Source organism: Streptosporangium sp. NPDC004379 (assembly GCF_042873875.1).
In the GTDB taxonomy this organism is placed as follows: Bacteria; Actinomycetota; Actinomycetes; order Streptosporangiales; family Streptosporangiaceae; genus Streptosporangium.
The window spans coordinates 1-18,836 of the sequence record NZ_JBIAMC010000012.1 but is presented as its reverse complement, the minus strand read 5'-3'; the positions used below and the strand labels follow the sequence as shown (position 1 = coordinate 18,836).

Here is an 18,836-nt window from a genome sequence, read left to right as displayed (position 1 = left end):
GACCGGCTCATGCGGGACCGGCTCATGCGGGACCGGTTCACTCGGAACGGGCTCTCGGCTCGGGCATCCTCGGACCCCGGGCATCCTCGAACCGACGCTCTCCGAGCCGGGCATCTCCGAGCCGGGCGTTTGAGCAGAGCGTCACAACCACAGCGTCACAACCACCCGGCGTCGCGGGCGATCCGCACGGCGTCGAGGCGGTTGCGGGCCTGGGTCTTGCTGATGATCCGCGACAGGTGGTTTCGGACCGTTCCCACGGAGAGGAAGAGCTGGTCGGCGATCTCGTTGGACCGCGCCCCCAGCGCCGCCAGCCGCAGCACGTCCAGCTCCCGCCGGGTCAGCGGGTTCTCCGCCGACTCCAGGGCGGCGACCGCGAGCTCGGAGTCGATCGCCCGTCTCCCGGCGGCCACCCGCCGCACGCCGTCGGCGAGCTGCTCGGGCTGCACGTCCAGGCTCATGAATCCGAGCGCGTGCACGGAGAAGGCCCGCCGTACCTGGCCGGCGCTGGGGTGGCGCGACAGCAGGAGCGTCCGGCAGGACGGGACGTCTTCGTGCAGCCGGAGCGCGACGGTGAAACCGTCGACGTCGGGCAGATCCAGATCGACGACCGCCGCGTCGGGGCGGTGTCGCAGCACGGCGGGCAGTACCTCCTCGCCGCGCTCGACATCCGCCACCACCTTGAGGTCCGACTCGCACGCCAACGAGGCCACCAGGCCCCGTCGGACCAGCGGCAGGTGCTCGGCAATCAGGATCCCGATCAAAAGTTTCCCCCCAGCGCCTCTCACAGGGTGACCGCACGATCGCTTACTGTCAACGAAGTGTCCCCATTCGGTCAACCCGGCGCAAGGGTCTTGATCCGGAGGGTCCGTCTCTGTGGCACTCTGGAACCACGGAGCGTGGGTTAGTCTCCATTGGAAGCCGCCCGCACATAAACGACCGGGGAGTACGACCTGTGAGCTGGCTCGTCGGGGTCCTCATCATCCTCCTGGGACTCATGGTCTCGATCGGCCTGCACGAGATCGGCCATCTGGTGCCCGCCAAGCTCTTCGGCGTCAAGGTCACCCAGTACATGGTCGGCTTCGGCCCCACGCTGTGGTCGCGCCACAAGGGCGAGACCGAGTACGGCGTCAAGTGGCTCCCCTTCGGCGGCTACATCCGGATGATCGGCATGCTGCCGCCCCGGCCCACCGACGCGCCGGGCACGCTGCGCTCGGTCTCCACCGGGCCGTGGCAGGGCCTCATCGAGAACGCCCGCGACGCGGCGATGGAGGAGGTCCGCCCCGGCGACGAGGACCGGGTCTTCTACCGCAAGCCCTGGTGGCAGAAGGTCATCGTCATGTCGGGCGGCCCGGCGATGAACTTCGTGCTGGCGTTCGTGCTGTTCGCCGTCGTGATGATGGGCTTCGGCGTCGCCGTCCAGAAGAACCAGATCTCCTCGGTCCCGCAGTGCGTCAAGACCTCCGCCGAGATCGCGAAGAACCCCGGGGCCGGGTGCGCCGCGACCGACAGGCCCAGCCCGGCCGCCGCGGCGGGGCTGCGCGCCGGTGACGTCCTGGTGTCGGTGGCGGGCAGGCCCGTCGCGAGCTGGGACGCCGCGACGCGGGCCATCCGCTCCCACGGCGCCGGCCCGCTGGCGATCGGCATCGAGCGGGACGGCCGGCCGATGACCGTGACCGCGAACCTCATCGCCCAGGACCGCGAGTCGCTGGACGAGCCCGGGAAGATCGACAAGGGCGTCGGTTACCTCGGGGTCAGCCCGGTGGTCGTCACCGAGCGGCAGAGCCTCGGCGCGGTCGCCTCCCACATGTGGGACACCACCTCGCTGACGGCGGGCGCGCTGCTGCGCTTCCCGGAGAAGATGGTCGGCGTCTGGAACGCCGCCTTCTCCGGCCAGGAGCGCGACAAGAACGGCCCGGTGGGCATCGTCGGCGTCGGCCGCATGGGCGGGGAGATCGTGGCCTCCTCGGCTCCGCTGGAGAGCAAGGTCGTCATCTTCATCAACCTGCTGGCCGTCTTCAACCTGGCGATCGGCATGTTCAACCTGATCCCGCTGCTCCCGCTGGACGGCGGCCACATCGCCGGCGGGCTGTGGGAGGGCCTGAAGCGGGGCTTCGCCCGTGTGACGCGCCGTCCCGCCCCCTCCCACGTGGACATCGCCAAGGCGCTCCCGCTCACCTACGCCATCGCCCTGGTGATGATCGTCATGGCCGGCCTGCTGGCGTACGCCGACGTCTTCAACCCGATCCGCCTGCTGGGTTGATCTTTCGTGACCATCCGTCCCGTACGGCGCGCCGCGGGCGGGCCGTACCCGCCGTAGGGGTACGCCGTGAACGACCGGACGCCGGGAGCGGCGATCGACGTGGCGCTGTTCCGGCTGCGCCGGATCTGGGCCCGGCCGCTGCGTGCCCGCCGGGCGGGTGAGCCGCCCCGGCCGGTGCAGATGTCGAACGTGATGGTCGTGCACGCGGTGCACAAGCTGAGCCTGGACGTCCCCGAGGTGACCGTGGGCGCCGTCGCCGAGCAGCTCGACGTGGACCCGTCCACCGCCAGCAGGCTCGTCAACGACGCGATCGGCGCGGGTCTGGTGGCACGGGAGGAGTCGGCGGTGGACGCCCGGCGGGCCCGCCTCGTGCTGAGCGAGCGTGGCCGCCGGGTGCTGGAGGTGGTCGTCCGCTACCGGCGGACCTACCTGGACGGCCTGATCGCCGACTGGACGGAGGCCGACCGCGAGGCGTTCGCCCGGCTGCTCGCCCGTTTCGCGGAGGCGGCCGTCGCCCGCCCGGCCGACCTGGCCGGCCTGGACCGGATGGTCGCCGAGGCGGCGGGGACGACGGACGTCGCCGTCACCCGCCCGTGACGCCGCCGATCCCGCCGGGTCCGTCGGTACTCCGGGAAACGTCCGGCCGGGTCCGTCAGTACATCGAGATGTGGACGTGGTCGAAGTGGTTGGCGGTGACGCCGCCGCGGTCGGACATGGCGCGCCAGCCGGTGCCGCTGTTGATCCGCTGACGCCAGATCACGTACTTCACCCCGAGTCGGGTCCTGTTCTTGAGGGCCCAGGCGGCGATCTCGTCGCCGAGCCCGACATGGCCCGCCGTGGGCGTCGATCCGCCGGTGCTCATCATGAAGTCGCAGGCCCGGCCCAGCGGGTGCTCGCCGCCGTCGTTCTCCGAGCGGTAGCAGCCGACCTCGTGGGGGAGGGTGAACCGCTTCCCGACCGCCTCGCGCATGATCCGGGTACGGTCGGTGATGTTGTCGGAGCCGGTGGGCAGCTGGGGCGCCCAGCTGCCGTCGGTGCGACGGCCCGAGCCCACGGGGACGAGCGCGTCGAGCTTCCGCCTGATGTCCGCGATGGCCTTCTCGGCGTCGCGGCGCCGGGCGGCCACGGCGTCACCCTCCTCGGCGATCCGGCCGGTGAGCCGGGCGGCCTCCTCGGCCGCCCGGCCGCGCAGGTCCCGGCTCTGGGCGAAGGTCCGGAGGTGGGCGCCCTGCTGGGCGGCGAGCTGGGCGGTGACCGCCGCGCCGTCCATCCGGGGGGCGGTCAGCAGGGAGGGCAGGTCGCTCCCGCCCCCCTGCTGACCGCCCTGGTACTGGAGGCTGGCGATGCCGGCGACCTGCTTCCTGGCCTCCGCGTAGGCGCGTTCGGCCTCGGCAAGGGCGGCCCTGGCCCGGCTCTCGGCCTGCCGGGCCTCGCGCAGCGACTCCCGTTTGGCCGCGTAGTCCTCGATGAGCCCGTCGACCTTCTCGGTGAGCTTCGCCAGGTCGGCGCGCAGTTCGGACTCGGACGGCTTGGGGTCGGCGCCGGCGGGCCCGCCGGCGAGGACGAACACCAGGGCCGAGACCGCGGAGACGGTCATGGCCGCACGGCGACGGGACGTGGGGGACGGGGCCGCCACGGCTCTCCTCTCCTACCGCCTACCGGGTTAGCTGACGGGTTCGGGCGGGAGAGAGCCCTTCCACCGAAGTGGATTCACCCCGGGTGCGGTGGTTCCCCGGCTCCCGGGCGACGCACCCGGAATTAGGCATATCGGACATTAAGTCCAATGGGTGAGGATAGTAATGGTAAACGGACGGTCACGCGACCCCGTCCCGTGACCGTCCGCCGGTCATTCCCCGACCAGGGACCGCAGGCGGCGGGCCGTGTCCTCCGGCAGCACGTCGTTGACGAAGGCGCCCATCGCGGACTCCGACCCGGCCAGATACTTCAGCTTGTCGGGCGCCCGGCGGATGCTGAACACCTCCAGGTGGGCGTACGACAGATCCCGGCCGGTGTGCACCGGCGCCTGGTGCCAGGCCGCCACGTACGGCAGGGGCACACCGAAGAACCCGTCCAGGGCGCGCAGGACCCGGGTGTACAGGGGGCCGAACGCCGCCCGCTCGGCGGCCTCCAGCGACCCCAGGCCGGGAACCCGGCGATGGGGGTAGAGGTGGACCTCGACCGGCCAGCGCGCCGCGGCCGGCACGAACGCCGTCCAGTGCTCGTTGGCGGCGACCACGCGGACGCCCGCCTCCCGCTCGGCGGCGAGCACGTCGGCGAACAGGTTGCCGCCGGTCCGCCTCCGGTGCCGCTCGGCCGCCTCCAGGGACAGCCGGGTCCGGGGGGTCACGTAGGGGTAGGCGTAGATCTGCCCGTGCGGGTGGGCCAGGGTGATGCCGATCTCGGGGCCCCGGTTCTCGAAGCAGAAGACCTGCTCCACCCCGGGCAGCGCCGACAGCTCCGCCGTACGGTCGATCCACGCCTCCATGACCAGATCGACCTGCTCGGGGGACAGCCGCGAGAAGGAGGAGCCGTGGTCGGAGGTGAAGCACACCACCTCGCACCGCCCGGTCCCCGGGCGGACCTCGCTCAGCCCGCCGACCGGAACGGCGTCGACCGGCTGGCCGGAGAAGGACGGGAAGCGGTTCTCGAAGACCACGACGTCGTAGTCGGATGAGGGGATCTCGGTGAGCCGGCCGGGGGCCGAGGGGCACAGCGGGCACTCGTCGGCCGGGGGCAGGAACGTGCGGCTCTGGCGGTGCCCGGCCACCGCGATCCACTCCTCGGTGAGAGGGTCGTAGCGCAGCTCGGAGGCCGGGGGGCGGGGCGGCAGGTCGCGCAGGTCGGCCGCGCTCCGGTCGGCGTCGTCCCGCCGGTCGAAGTAGAGCAGTTCGCGGCCGTCGGCCAGGTGGGTGATCGTGCGTTTCATGAGCTCACCGTCTCGTTCCGCTGGTGGGGGTCGGTGATGATCAGTTCGCCCACCTGGGACGCCAGCTCCTCGCGGGCCTCCTCCGGCAGGCCGGAGTCGCTGACCACGACGTGCGCCTCGGCCAGTCCGGCGATCGTGCTGATGCCGACCGTGTCCCACTTGGTGTGGTCGGCCGGCACCACCAGCCGGTGCGCCGAGGCGACCAGCTCGCGGTCGGTCTCGGCCTCCAGCAGGTTGGGCGTGGTGAACCCGGCGCGCACGCTCATCCCGTGCACGCCGAGGAAGAGGGTGTCCACGTGCAGCCCGCGGATCGCCGCGACCGCGACCGGGCCGACCAGCGCGTCGGAGGGCGTGCGGACGCCGCCGGTCAGCACGACGGTGCGGTCGGCGCGGGGGGAGCGGTGGAAGACGTCGGCGACCCCGATCGAGTTGGTGATCACCGTCAGGTCGGGCACGTCGGTCAGGAAGCGGGCGAGCGTCCAGGTGGTGGTCCCGGCGGAGAGCGCCACGGCCGTGCCCGGCCGTACCAGCCGGGCCGCCCGCCGGGCGATCGCCTCCTTCTCCGGCTGCTGGCGCGCCGACTTGGCGGCGAACCCCGGTTCCTCGGTGGAGCCGGGCCCGGCGACGGTGGCGCCGCCGTGGACCTTCGCCACCAGCCCGCGCTCGGCCAGCACCTCCAGGTCCCGGCGGATCGTCATGTCCGAGACCCCGAGCTCACGCACCAGGTCGGCGACCCGGGCGCCGCCGCTCGTGCGCACCCGGTCCAAGATCGCCTGCCGCCGCTGCTGGGCGAGCATTGACCACCCCTTAAATCACCAGATTCCAGCAAATTACCACAACCATGGTAGTTGGAAGATGTTGGAACCTGGTGGATGGGAGTGGCCCGCGGGCGGGCCCGGCAGGCGTTCCCGCCGGGCGGCGGACGGAGGCCGTCCGCGAACGGATCTAGCCGTCGTCTCCGGCGGGCCTCGGCGGGCGGCCCCAGGCCGCAAGGAGACGGGTCTGCGCGTCGGTGCCCGCGGGGACCGGCTGCTGCTCCCCGATGACCCCGGCCTGCCGGTAGCCCTTCTCCGCGTCGGCGAACCAGGCCGCGCAGGCGTCGACCAGCTCCGGGTCGAGCCGCTCGTCGGCGCCGATGGCCCGGGCGAGGTCCCAGGTGTGGATCAGGACGTCGGCGAACAGCTCCGCGACGTACTCGCCGCCGGGCGCGTCGCCGAACGACAGGTGGACGACGCGGGTGAGCGCCCCGTCCTCGAACACGGCCTGCACGGCCGCGGTGGCGGAGGTGTCGAACGCCTTCAGCGCGTCGTCACCGAGCATGTCGCCGTCCAGGGCGTCACCGGTCTCGCCCACGGTCCGGTCGGCCAGCAGCAGGGGGACCCAGCGGTTCTCCCTGACCACGTGGTCGACCAGGGTGCGGACGTCCCAGTCCACGCACGGGGTGGGACGCCCCCACTGCCCGGACCCGATCCGGTGGACGAGAGCGCCGAAGTCGTCCAGCGCTCGGCGGTAGGCCTCGCGTATGTCGATGCTCATCATGTCCTCCCCGATCCTCACCTCGACCGTAACTCCCGCGGGACGAGTAGTCATCGCGTCCCGTGGGCACGGCTCCGGCGGGGCCGGGGAACAGGGCCGGGGAGACCCTACGGCAGGCGCTGCTCCACCCAGACGATCTTGCCGTCCGGGGTCGGGCGGGTGCCCCAGCGGTGCGCGAGCCAGTTGATCAGATGCAGGCCGCGGCCGGTGTCGTCGTCGCTGCCCGCCTCACGCATGACCGGGGGCAGCGGAGAGCGGTCGGCCACCTCGCACACCAGCGAGGGGCCGCGCAGCAGGCGCACCTCGACGATGCCCGAGCCGTGCTTGATGGCGTTGGTGACCAGCTCACTGATCATGAGCTCGGTGGCGTCGGCGATCGGGTCCAGCCGCCACTCCGACAGCGTCGCGCGCACGAGGCGGCGGGCCTGGGCGGCGGAGCGCGGGTCGGGGGTGAGCGTGAGCTGCGCCAGGTCCTCCTCGCCCAGCTCCCGCACCCTGGCCAGCAGGAGCGCGATGTCGTCGCGCTCGTGCCCGGGGCGCTGGGCCTCGATCGTGAGGTCGCAGACCGCCTCCAGGTCCGGGTTCTGATCGGCCAGCAGGTCGCAGACCATGCCGATCCCCTCGTCGATGTCCCGCTCGCGGCTCTCCACCAGGCCGTCGGTGTAGAAGGCGAGGACGGCGCCGTGCGGCAGGACGAGCTCGCGCATCTCCACCAGTTCGTTGCCGATGCCGAGGGGCAGCCCGGGGGGCAGCTCCAGCGGCTCGGCCCCGCCGCCGGGCCGTACCAGGACCGGCGGGACGTGTCCCGCCGAGGCGATCGCACAGGTCCGCGTGACGGGGTCGTAGGTGGCGTAGACGCACGTCGCGATCTGGCTGCCGTCCAGGTCCTGGCTCATCCGGTTGAGGCGGAACAACACCTCGGCGGGGGTGAGGTCGAGGCTGGCGAGCGTGCGGGCGGCCGTGCGGAGCTGGCCCATCGTGGCCGCGGCCCTGATCCCGTGCCCCATCACGTCGCCCACGACGAGGGCCACCCGGCATCCGGGGAGCTGGATCACGTCGTACCAGTCGCCGCCCACCCCGACCAGGTCGCTCGCGGGCAGGTAGCGGGAGGCGACCGTCAGGCCCAGGGGCTGCTGGAGGTCGACCGGGAGCAGGCTGCTCTGCAGGGTGAGCGCGGTGCGCCGCTCGCGGTTGTAGAGCCGGGCGTTGTCGAGGCAGACGGCGGTCCTCGCCGCCAGCTCCTCGGCGAGGTTGATGTCCTGCTCCTCGAACGGCTCGCTGTCCGGCCTGCGGGTGAAGACGACGAATCCGAGCACCTGGCCGCGCGCCTTCAGCGGCACGACCAGGAACGAGCTGTCCTCCAGCACCCTGGCCACCGTGTCGCGCTTGGCGAACCGCCCGATCTCCTCGGAGGTCCGGCGGCCCAGCCGGGGGTAGAGGATCGGGTTGCCGGTGGCCATGCACCTGGCGTACGGGGTCCAGGCGTCGTAGACGACGACCTCGTCCACCGGGAACGCGTCGGCGTACTCGCCGGGCGACGAGCTGGACACCCCGACCGCGATCCGCCGGACCGGCACCGACCCGTCGACGGCGCGCTGGGGGGACTCTCCCTCGGCCACCAGCCGGTCCTGCACCAGGATGCCGGCCGCGTCGGCGAACCGCGGCACGGCGACGTTCATCAGCTCCCTGCCGGTCTCGAACATGTCGAGGGTGCTGCCGATCCGCTTGCTCGCCGCGTTGAGCAGCGACAGCTGCTCGTTCATGGAGGCGGGGCTGCTCATCCGGGGGATCGCGGTGGCCGGGTCCTTGGTGACGAAGCGGCGGTTCACGCGTTCCGCCGGAGGGGGGCCGTGGTCCGCCGGGTGGCCGGGCCGCCCGCGGGTGGATCCCAGGACCGTCCGCGGGGTCCGCCGGACCCGGCGGTGGGCGGACTGGAGGGTGAGAGGCGAGCGGCGTGGGGGAGCCCGCTGTGCTCACCGCTGATGATGACGCCGTCGGACCTCGTCACGTTCCCCTCCACGAACTCGGCTACGTCCAAAGAAGAATGGTAAGGAACGATCTAGGGTCTAGGCTCATTTTTGCCGGAGATTTCGGATTATTCGCCATATGAGTCTTGTGACGCCTGTACGGCGCGGCGCGGTGTTTCGCATCCCGTGCCCCTTGGCCCGGGGACGGCCCGGAGAGCCCTTCCCCAGGCCAGGGCGGAATCCCCCGGCTCCCGGCCGCCGCGGTCCGTACGGCCCGGCCCGCCGTACGGATTGCGCCGTGAGCGCACGGGCCGAACGGATTTCGCGAGAGGGACGGCGGGGCGGAGGATGGGAGAACACCCCGGAAAAGCGGAAGACCAGGCCGTCCCGCATGGGATGACCTGGCCTTCCGTAATTCGGAGCGGACGACGGGAATCGAACCCGCGTAGCCAGTTTGGAAGACTGGGGCTCTACCATTGAGCTACGTCCGCACGAGCCGGTGCCGGTCTGGTCTAGACTTCATCCGGTCGTCAGGGCGTAATCGTACCGGAGTTCCGGACCGTGCGCGCACTCGGCGAACCGGGGTGTGGCGCAGCTTGGTAGCGCACCTGCTTTGGGAGCAGGGGGCCGCAGGTTCAAATCCTGTCACCCCGACCACGGCCGGGGCCGATCCGTACGGGTCGGCCCTTTCCCGTTCGATTTCCGTTCGACGGGGTCGGGCGGGGTCCGTGCGGCCCGGCCGGCGCGCCGGCCCCCGGGGTCCGCGGGTCCCGCCCGACCGTGATCCGGCAGGGCGAGGGTCAGCCGGTCCCGCTGAAGACGGCCCAGACGGCCTTGCCGCCGCGGGCGAGGTGGTCCCATCCCCAGCACCTGCTGTAGGTCTCCACGATGTAGAGACCGCGGCCGTTCTCGGAGATGAAATCGGGCTCCTTGGGCGTGGGCGCCTCGTCGCTCGGGTCGGCCACGGCGAGGACGACGTGCGCCGAGATGCGCATCAGCATCAGCGTGATCGGGGTGGCGTCGGCACGGACGGGCGGGCACAGTGAGTAGCGGACCGCGTTGGTCACCAGTTCCGAAACCACTAGCGCTGCGTCGTCGCCCAGTTCTGACAGACCCCAGTGGCGCAGCGTCGAGCGGGTCACGTCCCGCGCGGTCTTGACGGAGTCGGCCTGAGGGGGGAGCGGGCACGCGGTGGCGTCGGAGCCGTCGAGCCGGTCGGCCAGAAGGAGATCGTCGAAGCTGACCTCGCGGGTCGCCCGCAGGTAGTCGGTAGCCGATTCTGGCTCCTCAACCATCCTGCCGGTGCCTCCCGCCGCCATTGCCATCTCCGTACTGCCTGGTGCTGCCTGTGAATTGTCAGAGCTTGTGCACCTTAAGCCCAATATGCACTAGGCCATCATGAGTCACCGGGCCGCCCCCTGCAAGACCCAAATGCACGTGCAGTTGCAGCGTGCAGCCGCATCTTCGATTCTTGCGGGATGCTCGTTGAATCGGCCACGGCGTTGGACCTTGTCATGACGGCCGGAAGTGATGACACTGTGTGCGCTGGCCCAAGTGCACAGGGAGGCGAAGTGACGCAGATCCACCCGGGATCGGGTCCGACAGCTCTGCGTATCCTTTTGGGCTCCCAACTGCGCCGGCTGCGTGAGGCCCGGGGTCTCTCCCGTGAGGAGGCGGGCCATCTGATCCGGGGCTCCGAATCCAAGATCAGCAGGATGGAGCTCGGCCGGGTCGGACTGCGGGAGCGCGACGTCGCCGACCTGCTGACCTTCTACGGCGTCGAGGACGAGCAGGCACGCTCGGCGGTCATGGACCTCCTGTCCCGGGCCAACGAGCCGGGGTGGTGGCACCGCTTCAACGACCTGCTGCCCTCGTGGTTCCAGACCTACGTCGGGCTGGAGGAGGCCGCCTCCCGGATCCGCACCTACGAGGTCCAGTTCGTGCCCGGCCTGCTCCAGACCAAGGAGTACGCCAGGGCGGTCATCACCGCGGGAAGCGCCGGCGTCGGGCCCGAGGAGATCGAACGCCGCGTCGACCTTCGGACGGAGCGCCAGAAGGTGCTCGACCGGCCCGACGGACCGTTCTTCTGGGCGGTCATCGACGAGGCGGCGCTGCGCCGCCCCATCGGCGGCGCCGACGTGATGCGGGCCCAGCTGGAGCACCTGCTGGAGCTCATGCGGCGGCCGAACGTCACGATCCAGGTCATGCCGTTCAGCTTCGGCGGCCACAGCGCCGAGGGCGGCGCCTTCAGCGTGCTGCGCTTCGCCGACCCCGACCTGCCCGACGTGGTCTACGTCGAGCAACTCGCCAGTGCCCTCTACCTCGACAAGCGGGAAGAGGTGGACCGTTACAGCGAGGTCATGGAACGCCTGTGCGCCGTCAGCACCACCCCGGACGAGACGACCGACATCCTGCGGCGCATCATCAAGGAGAACTGAACGACCACCGGTCGCTCTGTGGTGCGCGACTGCCTTAGACTGGCCAGCGGCGCTGGACACCCGCCACGGTGGATCATGCCCTCACGGCTTGCCTGTCTCAAAGGCTGTGCCCCGCGCCGCTCATGTGGGCGCGGCGCGCGAGCTTGCCGCGGTAGCCGTACGACTTGACGCGCCCGCGATCACTCGAAGCTTGATCAAGGAGACCACCCCGTGAAGACCGCTGTCGAGGAGCTCAGCCCGACCCGGGTCAAGCTCACTGTCGAGGTGCCGTTCGAGGAGCTCGGCGAGAGCATGAAGGCGGCGTACAAGAAGGTCGCGCAGCAGGTGCGCGTCCCCGGATTCCGCCCCGGCAAGGTTCCGGCCCGCATCATCGAGCAGCGCTTCGGCCGCGCGGTGGTGCTGGAGGAGACCCTCAACGACGCGGTGCCGAAGCTGTACGGCCAGGCCGTCGACGAGAGTGAGATCTTCCCGGTCAGCCAGCCGGACATCGAGGTCACCAAGATCGACGATGGCGAGCAGGTCGAGTTCACCGCCGAGGTCGACGTCCGCCCGAACTTCGACGTCCCCGACTACCAGGGCATCGAGGTGACCGTCCCGGTCGCCGAGGTGAGCGACGAGGATGTCGAGGCCCAGCTGGACGGCCTCCGCCAGCGCTTCGCCACGCTCACCGGCGTCGAGCGCCCCGCCGCCGCCGGCGACTACGTCGTCATGGACCTCGCCGCCGCGATCGACGGCAGGAACATCGAGGAGCAGCAGGCCAACGACGTCTCCTACGAGGTCGGAGCCGGATCGGTGCTCCAGGGCCTCGACGACGCCCTGGCCGGCATGTCCGCCGGTGACGTCAAGGAGTTCACCACGAACCTGGTCGGCGGCGAGAACGCCGGCGAGGAGGCCGTGGTCACGATCACCATCAAGAACGTCAAGGAGAAGGTCCTCCCCGAGCTCGACGACGAGTTCGCGCAGCTCGCCAGCGAGTTCGACACCCTCGACGAGCTCAAGGCCAGCATCCGCGAGCAGGGCCGCCGCAACAAGCTGATCGAGCAGGTCGTCCAGGCCCGCGAGAACGCCCTCGACGCCCTCCTCGCCCAGATCGACATCCCGCTTCCGGAGAGCGCCCTCAAGGCCGAGGTCGACAATCGCAAGCACAACCTGGAGCACCAGATCGCGGAGAGCGGCCTGAGCAAGGAGGCGTTCTTCCGCCTCTACCAGACCACCGAGGAAGAGCGGAACGCCGAGTTCGACGAGAGCGCCGCCAAGGCACTCAAGACCGGCTTCGTCCTCGACAAGATCGTCAAGGCCGAGGAGATCGGCGTCAGCGAGCAGGAGCTGACCAACTTCGTGGTGCGCCGCGCCATGCAGATGAACGTCGCCCCGAACGTGCTCGCCCAGCACCTCGCCGACAACGACCAGCTCACCCTCGCCATGGTCGAGATCGTCCGTGACAAGGCCAAGAGCCTGGTCGGCGACGCCGCCAAGGTGACCGACGAGGCCGGCAACGAGGTCGACCTCAAGGCCATCTACGCCGAGATCAACGCCGAGGAGGCCGGCGAGGAGCCCGCCGCCGAGGAGACCGCCGCGGAGCAGGCCGACGAGGCCGCCGGGAAGTAACCGCCGACGCGCGCCACGCGGCGCCCCACCGTGCCCGGCGCGGTGGGGCGCCGCCGTCTTCCCGGAACCCTCGCGGAACACGGCCGGGACGCCCCGTACGGGGCGTCCCGGCAGCGGGGCGAGCATGCGCCGTCAGCGAACAGCAGCGGGAGGGGGCATGTCCGGTGGGCGGCGCGCGTTAAGGTCACAAGCAAAGCCACAATCGATTACGACGCATCGGAAGGTGACGCTGTGACCAGCCCGCCGACCATTTACCAGCCGACCGGCTCCGGGCCTGAGTCGATGAGCCAGCCGACCGGCTCGTTCAGGCTCGAAGACCAGCTCTACCAGCGGCTGCTGCGTGAGCGCATCATCGTGCTGGGCACCCAGGTCAACGACGAGATCGCCAACCGGATCTGTGCCGAGCTGCTTCTGCTCGCGGCCGACGACGGCGAGCGCGACATCTGGCTCTACATCAACTCGCCCGGTGGGTCCGTGACCGCCGGTATGGCGATTTACGACATGATGGAATACGTGCCCAACAACGTGTGCACGGTCGCGATGGGCCTGGCCGCCTCCATGGGCCAGTTCCTCCTCTGCGCCGGCGAGCGCGGCAAGAGGTTCGCCCTGCCGCACGCCCGCATCATGATGCACCAGCCATCCGGAGGCATCGGGGGCACCGCCGCCGACATCGCCATCCAGGCCGAGCAGATGCTCTACGTCAAGAAGACCCTCGCCGAGCGGATCGCCTTCCACACCGGACAGCCGATCGACCAGATCGAGGCCGACTCCGACCGCGACCGCTGGTTCACGGCCGAGGAGGCCAAGGACTACGGCTTCATCGACCACGTCGTCCGCAGCGCCCGGCAGGTGCCCTCCACGGGCCCCGTCTCCTGAAGGGGAACAAGGTGAGTGAGTTGATCCGGCCGGGAGACATCAACGGCCGTTATGTCCTTCCCTCCTTCGTCGAGCGCACCTCGTACGGCATGAAGGAGATGAACCCCTACAACAAGCTGTTCGAGGACCGCATCATCTTCCTCGGCGTGCAGGTGGACGACGCCTCGGCCAATGACGTCATGGCGCAGTTGCTGACGCTGGAGTCGCTCGATCCCGACCGCGACATCAGCATGTACATCAACTCGCCCGGCGGGTCGTTCACCGCCATGATGGCGATCTACGACACGATGCAGTTCGTCCGGCCGGAGATCCAGACGGTCTGCCTCGGCCAGGCGGCCTCGGCGGCGGCGATCCTGCTGGCCGGCGGCACGCCCGGCAAGCGGTTCGGCCTGCCGAACGCCCGGATGCTGATCCACCAGCCCTCCACCGAGGGCGGCGGCCAGGGCAGCGACATCGAGATCCAGGCGCGTGAGATCCTCCGTATGCGCACGCAGATGGAGGAGATCCTGTCGCGGCACACCGGTCGGTCGGCCGAGCAGATCCGCAAGGACATCGAGCGCGACAAGATCCTCGATTCCGAGGAGGCGAAGGCGTACGGGCTGATCGACGACATCATCCCGTCCCGCAAGAAGCTGGCCAAGGCCGTAGCTTCCTAGCGGGGTCCACCGCACCGGAACGGTGCCTAATTGGGCACGTTCCGGTGCGACTCGCCGCCAGGGGGCTCACTGAGGGCCCAGAAGACGGTAACGTCGAAACCTGAGCGGGATGACTTTTCGCACCGGGTATCGGGCCGGTCGGAAGAAACGGACCGCGGAAGCCAGGGCGGTCCCACGCAAAGGAGTATCTGGGGTGGCACGCATCGGCGACGGGGGAGACCTGCTGAAGTGCTCTTTCTGTGGGAAGAGCCAGAAGCAAGTCAAGAAGCTCATCGCCGGACCCGGCGTATACATCTGCGATGAGTGCATCGATCTCTGCAACGAGATCATCGAAGAGGAGCTCAGCGAGTCCTCCGAGCTCAAGTGGGACAGTCTCCCCAAGCCGCGGGAGATCTACGAGTTCCTCGACGCCTACGTCATCGGCCAGGACCAGTCGAAGAAGGCCCTGTCGGTGGCGGTCTACAACCACTACAAGCGGGTGCAGTCCGGCGACCGCGGCCGCGACGACGGCCTGGAGCTGGCCAAGTCCAACATCCTGCTCCTGGGCCCGACCGGCTCGGGCAAGACGCTGCTCGCCCAGACGCTGGCGAAGATGCTCAACGTGCCCTTCGCCATCGCCGACGCCACCGCGCTGACCGAGGCGGGCTACGTCGGCGAGGACGTCGAGAACATCCTCCTCAAGCTGATCCAGGCCGCCGACTACGACGTCAAGAAGGCCGAGACCGGCATCATCTACATCGACGAGGTCGACAAGATCGCCCGCAAGAGCGAGAACCCGTCGATCACCAGGGACGTCTCCGGGGAAGGCGTCCAACAGGCACTCCTGAAGATCCTGGAAGGCACCACGGCGAGCGTGCCGCCCCAGGGCGGGCGCAAGCACCCGCACCAGGAGTTCATCCAGATCGACACCACCAACGTGCTGTTCATCTGCGGCGGCGCCTTCGCCGGCCTGGAGAAGATCATCGAGTCCCGCATCGGCCGCAAGGGCATCGGGTTCAACGCGATCATCCACTCCAAGGACGACATCGACGCCTCCGACATCTTCAAGGACGTCATGCCGGAGGACCTGCTGAAGTTCGGCATGATCCCCGAGTTCGTCGGCCGCCTCCCGGTCATCACCAGCGTGCACAACCTCGACCGCGACGCCCTGATCCAGATCCTCACCGAGCCGCGCAACGCCCTGGTGAAGCAGTACCGCCGGCTCTTCGAGCTGGACAACGTCGAGCTGGAGTTCAGCGACGACGCCCTGGGCGCCATCGCCGACCAGGCGATCCTGCGCGGCACCGGCGCCCGCGGCCTGCGGGCCATCCTGGAGGAGGTCCTCCAGTCGGTGATGTACGAGGTGCCCTCCCGCCAGGACGTGGCGCGGGTCGTCATCACCCGAGAGTCGGTCCTCGAGCACGTCAACCCGACCCTCGTGCCCCGCGACCAGCTCAACAAGCAGCAGCGCACGCCGCGCGAGAAGTCCGCGTAACCCGCGGTCGCCTGTACGGCACGGCGGCCGGCGATACCGGGGGAGGAATCCCGCGGGGGCGTCCTTTCGTTCCGGAGCCGGTCCGCTCGGGGCGATCCGGCCGGGTGGGAGACGACTCCGGAGAAGCCTGGAGCATCGACCACCCGGACGTCCCTAGAATTGGACACCGTGACGATGCCAGATCTGCCCACCCAGTACACCCCCGCCGACGTGGAGACCCGGAGCTACGAGCGCTGGGTATCGGAGGGACACTTCACCGCGGACGCGAGCAGCGGGCGCGAGCCGTACAGCATCGTCCTGCCGCCGCCCAACGTGACCGGCGTCCTGCACATCGGTCACGCCCTCGACCACTCGATCCAGGACGCGCTGACCCGTCGCGCCCGCATGCGCGGCCAGGAGACGCTCTGGCTGCCGGGCATGGACCACGCGGGCATCGCCACCCAGAACGTCGTCGAGCGGGAACTCGCCAAGGAGGGCCTGTCCCGCCACGACCTCGGTCGCGAGGCCTTCGTCGAGCGTGTCTGGCAGTGGAAGGAAGAGTCCGGCGGCCGGATCCTCGGTCAGATGCGCAAGCTCGGCGACGGCGTCGACTGGACGCGTGAGCGTTTCACGATGGACCCCGGTCTCTCCCGCGCGGTTCAGACGATCTTCAAGAGGCTGTTCGACGACGGGCTCATCTACCGCGCCGAACGCATCATCAACTGGTGCCCGCGCTGCCTGACCGCGCTGTCGGACATCGAGGTGGAGCACAGCGACGACGAGGGCGAGCTCGTCTCGATCCGGTACGGCGACGGCGAGGACTCCATCGTCGTGGCCACGACCCGGGCCGAGACCATGCTCGGCGACACCGCGGTGGCCGTCCACCCGTCCGACGAGCGCTACGCCCACCTGGTCGGCCGCGAGGTCGAACTCCCCCTCACCGGACGCCGCATCCCGGTGGTGGCCGACGAGCACGTCGATCCGGCCTTCGGCACCGGCGCCGTCAAGGTCACCCCGGCGCACGACCCAAACGACTTCGAGATCGGCCGCCGCCATTCGCTGCCGTCCCTGGCGGTGATGGACGAGCGCGGAGTGATCACCACGCACGGCCCCTTCCAGGGGCTCGACCGTTTCGAGGCCCGTCCGGCCGTGGTGGCCGCGCTGCGCGAGCAGGGCCGGATCGTCGAGGAGAAGCGCCCCTACCTCCACTCGGTCGGCCACTGCTCCCGCTGCAAGACCGTGGTGGAGCCGCGGCTGTCCCTGCAGTGGTTCGTCAACGTCTCACCCCTGGCCAAGGCCGCCGGTGACGCAGTCCGCGACGGCCAGACGAAGATCCACCCGCCGGAGCTGGCCAAGCGCTACTTCGACTGGGTCGACGACATGCACGACTGGTGCATCTCGCGCCAGCTCTGGTGGGGCCATCGGATCCCTGTCTGGTACGGCCCGGCCGGCGAGGTCGTCTGCGTCGGACCCGACGAGGAACCGCCCGCCGGATACGTCCAGGACCCCGACGTCCTCGACACCTGGTTCTCCTCGGGCCTGTGGCCGTTCTCGACCCTGGGCTGGCCGGACCGCACGCCCGAACTGGAGAAGTTCTACCCGACCTCCGTCCTGGTCACCGGCTACGACATCCTGTTCTTCTGGGTGGCCCGGATGATGATGTTCGGCCTCTACGCGATGGACGGCCGCCCGCCGTTCCACACGGTGGCCCTGCACGGCATGGTCCGGGACCAGTACGGCAAGAAGATGTCCAAGTCGTTCGGCAACGTGGTCGACCCGCTCGACTGGGTCGAGCGCTTCGGCGCCGACGCCACCCGTTTCACGTTGCTGCGCGGCGCCAACCCCGGCTCCGACGTGGCTATCAGCGAGGAGTGGGCCGGCGGCTCCCGCAACTTCTGCAACAAGATCTGGAACGCCACCCGTTTCGCCCTGATGAACGGCGCCGCGGTCGGCGAGCTTCCAGTCGACGAGCTGACGGCCGCCGACCGGTGGATCCTCTCGCGGCTCCAGAAGGTCGTGGCGGAGGTCGACGCCGCCTTCGAGGACTTCGAGTTCGCCAAGATCTCCGACATCCTCTACCACTTCGCGTGGGACGAGGTCTGCGACTGGTACGTCGAGCTGGCCAAGATCCAGCTCGCCGCCGGGCAGGAGCACACCCGGCTGGTGCTCGGCCACGTCTTCGACGCGCTGCTCCGGCTGCTGCACCCGCTGGTGCCGTTCGTCACCGAGGAACTGTGGCGGGCCCTCACCGGAAAAGACTCCATCGTGGTCGCGCCGTGGCCGGCCGTCCAGGAGTCGCTTCGCGACGCCTCCGCCGAGGAGGAGATCCTCGCCGTTCAGGGCCTGGTGACCGAGGTCCGCAGGTTCCGTTCCGACCAGGGGCTCAAGCCCGGTCAGCGCGTCGCCGCGCGCCTGTCGCTCACCGGTACGGCTCTCGCCCCGCATGAGAGGGCCATCCGCGCGCTCCTCCGGCTCGACGAACCGTCGGAGTCGTTCGCGGCCACCGCTCGTCTCGATGTGAACGGCATCGTGGTGGAGATCGACACCGCGGGGACGATCGACGTGGTCGCCGAGCGCAAGCGGCTGGAGAAGGACCTCGCGGCCGCCCGGAAGGAGGCCGCGCAGGTGGCCGCCAAGCTGGGCAACGAGCAGTTCATGTCCAAGGCCCCTGACGAGGTGGTCGCCAAGGTCCGCGCCCGCGCGGCGCAGGCGGACCAGGACATCGACCGGCTCACCGCGCAGCTGGCCGCTCTTCCTGCCGGCTGAGCCCGCACACCCTGTGGGCCCGGAGTCCGATCGGACTCCGGGCCCACAGGGTTTAGGGGCCGTGGCGGAGGGAATACCCGACTGTTCCACGAAGTTGGTCATGAGAGCCCGGAGGGGCTGCTAGAGTTTCTTCCCGCGGGGCACGTCTCCGCGACCCCCTCCGAACTAGCTTCGCTGGGACGTTCACGTCCCGACGGCATCCGGTTGGACAACGACGGGATGTTGGAGTAAGTTAGAGGGGTTGCCCTGGAGACGGGGTGGTCGAGATCCGGGTGGATCCGGCGGGTGCGGGTCGGCTGAAGCGAAAGCGACAGTTTGACACAAACCAGGCGGAACTGCTAAGATTGAGA

15 protein-coding genes, 2 tRNA genes and 1 riboswitch are annotated in these 18,836 nt (G+C 70.0%); of the genes, 9 read left to right on the top strand and 8 right to left on the bottom strand.

Features of this window, described 5'->3' with window-relative positions:
- Nucleotides 1–155: 155 nt before the first annotated feature.
- Nucleotides 156–761, bottom strand: coding sequence for a LuxR C-terminal-related transcriptional regulator (locus tag ACFYSC_RS24610; RefSeq protein WP_389965950.1), 606 nt, complete (start codon nt 759–761; stop codon nt 156–158).
- Between the two features lie 191 nt (nt 762–952).
- On the opposite strand from ACFYSC_RS24610, the gene ACFYSC_RS24605 reads away from it, so the two are divergent.
- Both ACFYSC_RS24605 and ACFYSC_RS24600 read left to right on the top strand, forming a co-directional pair.
- Complete coding sequence (locus ACFYSC_RS24605) at nt 953–2,260, top strand: site-2 protease family protein (protein WP_362946702.1); 1,308 nt, start codon at nt 953–955, stop codon at nt 2,258–2,260.
- Between the two features lie 66 nt (nt 2,261–2,326).
- Complete coding sequence (locus ACFYSC_RS24600) at nt 2,327–2,857, top strand: MarR family winged helix-turn-helix transcriptional regulator (protein ID WP_389965946.1); 531 nt, start codon at nt 2,327–2,329, stop codon at nt 2,855–2,857.
- Nucleotides 2,858–2,912: 55 nt separating this feature from the next.
- On the opposite strand, the gene ACFYSC_RS24595 is transcribed toward ACFYSC_RS24600, so the two are convergent.
- The 6 genes from ACFYSC_RS24595 to ACFYSC_RS24570 form a co-directional block, all read right to left on the bottom strand.
- Nucleotides 2,913–3,857 carry a hypothetical protein gene (locus ACFYSC_RS24595; protein WP_389965943.1) on the bottom strand — a complete coding sequence of 315 codons (945 nt, stop codon included), beginning with the start codon at nt 3,855–3,857 and terminating at the stop codon, nt 2,913–2,915.
- Nucleotides 3,858–3,898: 41 nt separating this feature from the next.
- A riboswitch (cyclic di-AMP (ydaO/yuaA leader) is annotated at nt 3,899–4,035 on the bottom strand.
- Between the two features lie 71 nt (nt 4,036–4,106).
- Nucleotides 4,107–5,186 carry a galactose-1-phosphate uridylyltransferase gene (galT, locus tag ACFYSC_RS24590; RefSeq protein ID WP_362946710.1) on the bottom strand — a complete coding sequence of 360 codons (1,080 nt, stop codon included), beginning with the start codon at nt 5,184–5,186 and terminating at the stop codon, nt 4,107–4,109.
- Nucleotides 5,183–5,983 (bottom strand): DeoR/GlpR family DNA-binding transcription regulator, encoded by an 801-nt coding sequence (locus tag ACFYSC_RS24585; RefSeq protein ID WP_389965940.1) that lies wholly within the window; start codon nt 5,981–5,983, stop codon nt 5,183–5,185. The genes galT and ACFYSC_RS24585 overlap by 4 nt, the downstream gene beginning before the upstream one ends.
- A gap of 148 nt (nt 5,984–6,131) precedes the next feature.
- Nucleotides 6,132–6,722: a TIGR03086 family metal-binding protein gene (locus ACFYSC_RS24580; protein ID WP_389965937.1), complete on the bottom strand. Its 591-nt coding sequence runs from the start codon at nt 6,720–6,722 to the stop codon at nt 6,132–6,134.
- Between the two features lie 107 nt (nt 6,723–6,829).
- Nucleotides 6,830–8,551, bottom strand: a complete 1,722-nt coding sequence (locus ACFYSC_RS24575) for a SpoIIE family protein phosphatase (RefSeq protein WP_389965934.1) — start codon at nt 8,549–8,551, stop codon at nt 6,830–6,832.
- A 558-nt stretch (nt 8,552–9,109) separates the two neighbouring features.
- A tRNA-Gly gene (locus ACFYSC_RS24570) sits at nt 9,110–9,180 on the bottom strand.
- Between the two features lie 89 nt (nt 9,181–9,269).
- On the opposite strand from ACFYSC_RS24570, the gene ACFYSC_RS24565 reads away from it, so the two are divergent.
- Nucleotides 9,270–9,346, top strand: a tRNA-Pro gene (locus tag ACFYSC_RS24565).
- 143 nt (nt 9,347–9,489) lie between these two features.
- Here the strand turns inward: ACFYSC_RS24565 and ACFYSC_RS24560 are convergent.
- A complete protein-coding gene (locus ACFYSC_RS24560) occupies nt 9,490–9,984 on the bottom strand; it encodes an ATP-binding protein (RefSeq protein WP_389965931.1) in 495 nt (164 codons plus the stop codon).
- 276 nt (nt 9,985–10,260) lie between these two features.
- Between ACFYSC_RS24560 and ACFYSC_RS24555 the strand changes: the two genes are divergently transcribed.
- From ACFYSC_RS24555 to ACFYSC_RS24530, 6 genes are all read left to right on the top strand, one after another.
- Nucleotides 10,261–11,127, top strand: a complete 867-nt coding sequence (locus ACFYSC_RS24555) for a helix-turn-helix domain-containing protein (protein WP_389965929.1) — start codon at nt 10,261–10,263, stop codon at nt 11,125–11,127.
- Between the two features lie 210 nt (nt 11,128–11,337).
- A complete protein-coding gene (gene tig / locus ACFYSC_RS24550) occupies nt 11,338–12,735 on the top strand; it encodes a trigger factor (RefSeq protein ID WP_389965926.1) in 1,398 nt (465 codons plus the stop codon).
- Between the two features lie 231 nt (nt 12,736–12,966).
- A complete protein-coding gene (locus tag ACFYSC_RS24545; RefSeq protein WP_389965923.1) occupies nt 12,967–13,611 on the top strand; it encodes a ClpP family protease in 645 nt (214 codons plus the stop codon).
- An 11-nt stretch (nt 13,612–13,622) separates the two neighbouring features.
- Entirely contained in the window at nt 13,623–14,267 is a 645-nt protein-coding gene (locus ACFYSC_RS24540) for an ATP-dependent Clp protease proteolytic subunit (protein WP_389965920.1), read from the top strand.
- Nucleotides 14,268–14,460: 193 nt separating this feature from the next.
- Nucleotides 14,461–15,741, top strand: coding sequence for an ATP-dependent Clp protease ATP-binding subunit ClpX (gene clpX / locus ACFYSC_RS24535; protein ID WP_362946730.1), 1,281 nt, complete (start codon nt 14,461–14,463; stop codon nt 15,739–15,741).
- A 174-nt stretch (nt 15,742–15,915) separates the two neighbouring features.
- The gene (locus tag ACFYSC_RS24530) at nt 15,916–18,486 is read left to right on the top strand and encodes a valine--tRNA ligase (RefSeq protein WP_389966497.1); all 2,571 of its coding nucleotides are present in this window, start codon (nt 15,916–15,918) and stop codon (nt 18,484–18,486) included.
- The last annotated feature ends 350 nt before the right edge of the window (nt 18,487–18,836 follow it).

Bases quoted from the DNA above. Each gene is read 5' to 3' on its own strand.
- ACFYSC_RS24580 (WP_389965937.1), bottom strand. From the start codon at position 6,722: ATGAGCATCGACATACGCGAGGCCTACCGCCGAGCGCTGGACGACTTC.
- ACFYSC_RS24595 (WP_389965943.1), bottom strand. From the start codon at position 3,857: ATGACCGTCTCCGCGGTCTCGGCCCTGGTGTTCGTCCTCGCCGGCGGG.
- ACFYSC_RS24530 (WP_389966497.1), top strand. From the start codon at position 15,916: ATGCCAGATCTGCCCACCCAGTACACCCCCGCCGACGTGGAGACCCGG.
- ACFYSC_RS24560 (WP_389965931.1), bottom strand. From the start codon at position 9,984: ATGGTTGAGGAGCCAGAATCGGCTACCGACTACCTGCGGGCGACCCGC.
- ACFYSC_RS24585 (WP_389965940.1), bottom strand. From the start codon at position 5,983: ATGCTCGCCCAGCAGCGGCGGCAGGCGATCTTGGACCGGGTGCGCACG.
- galT (WP_362946710.1), bottom strand. From the start codon at position 5,186: ATGAAACGCACGATCACCCACCTGGCCGACGGCCGCGAACTGCTCTAC.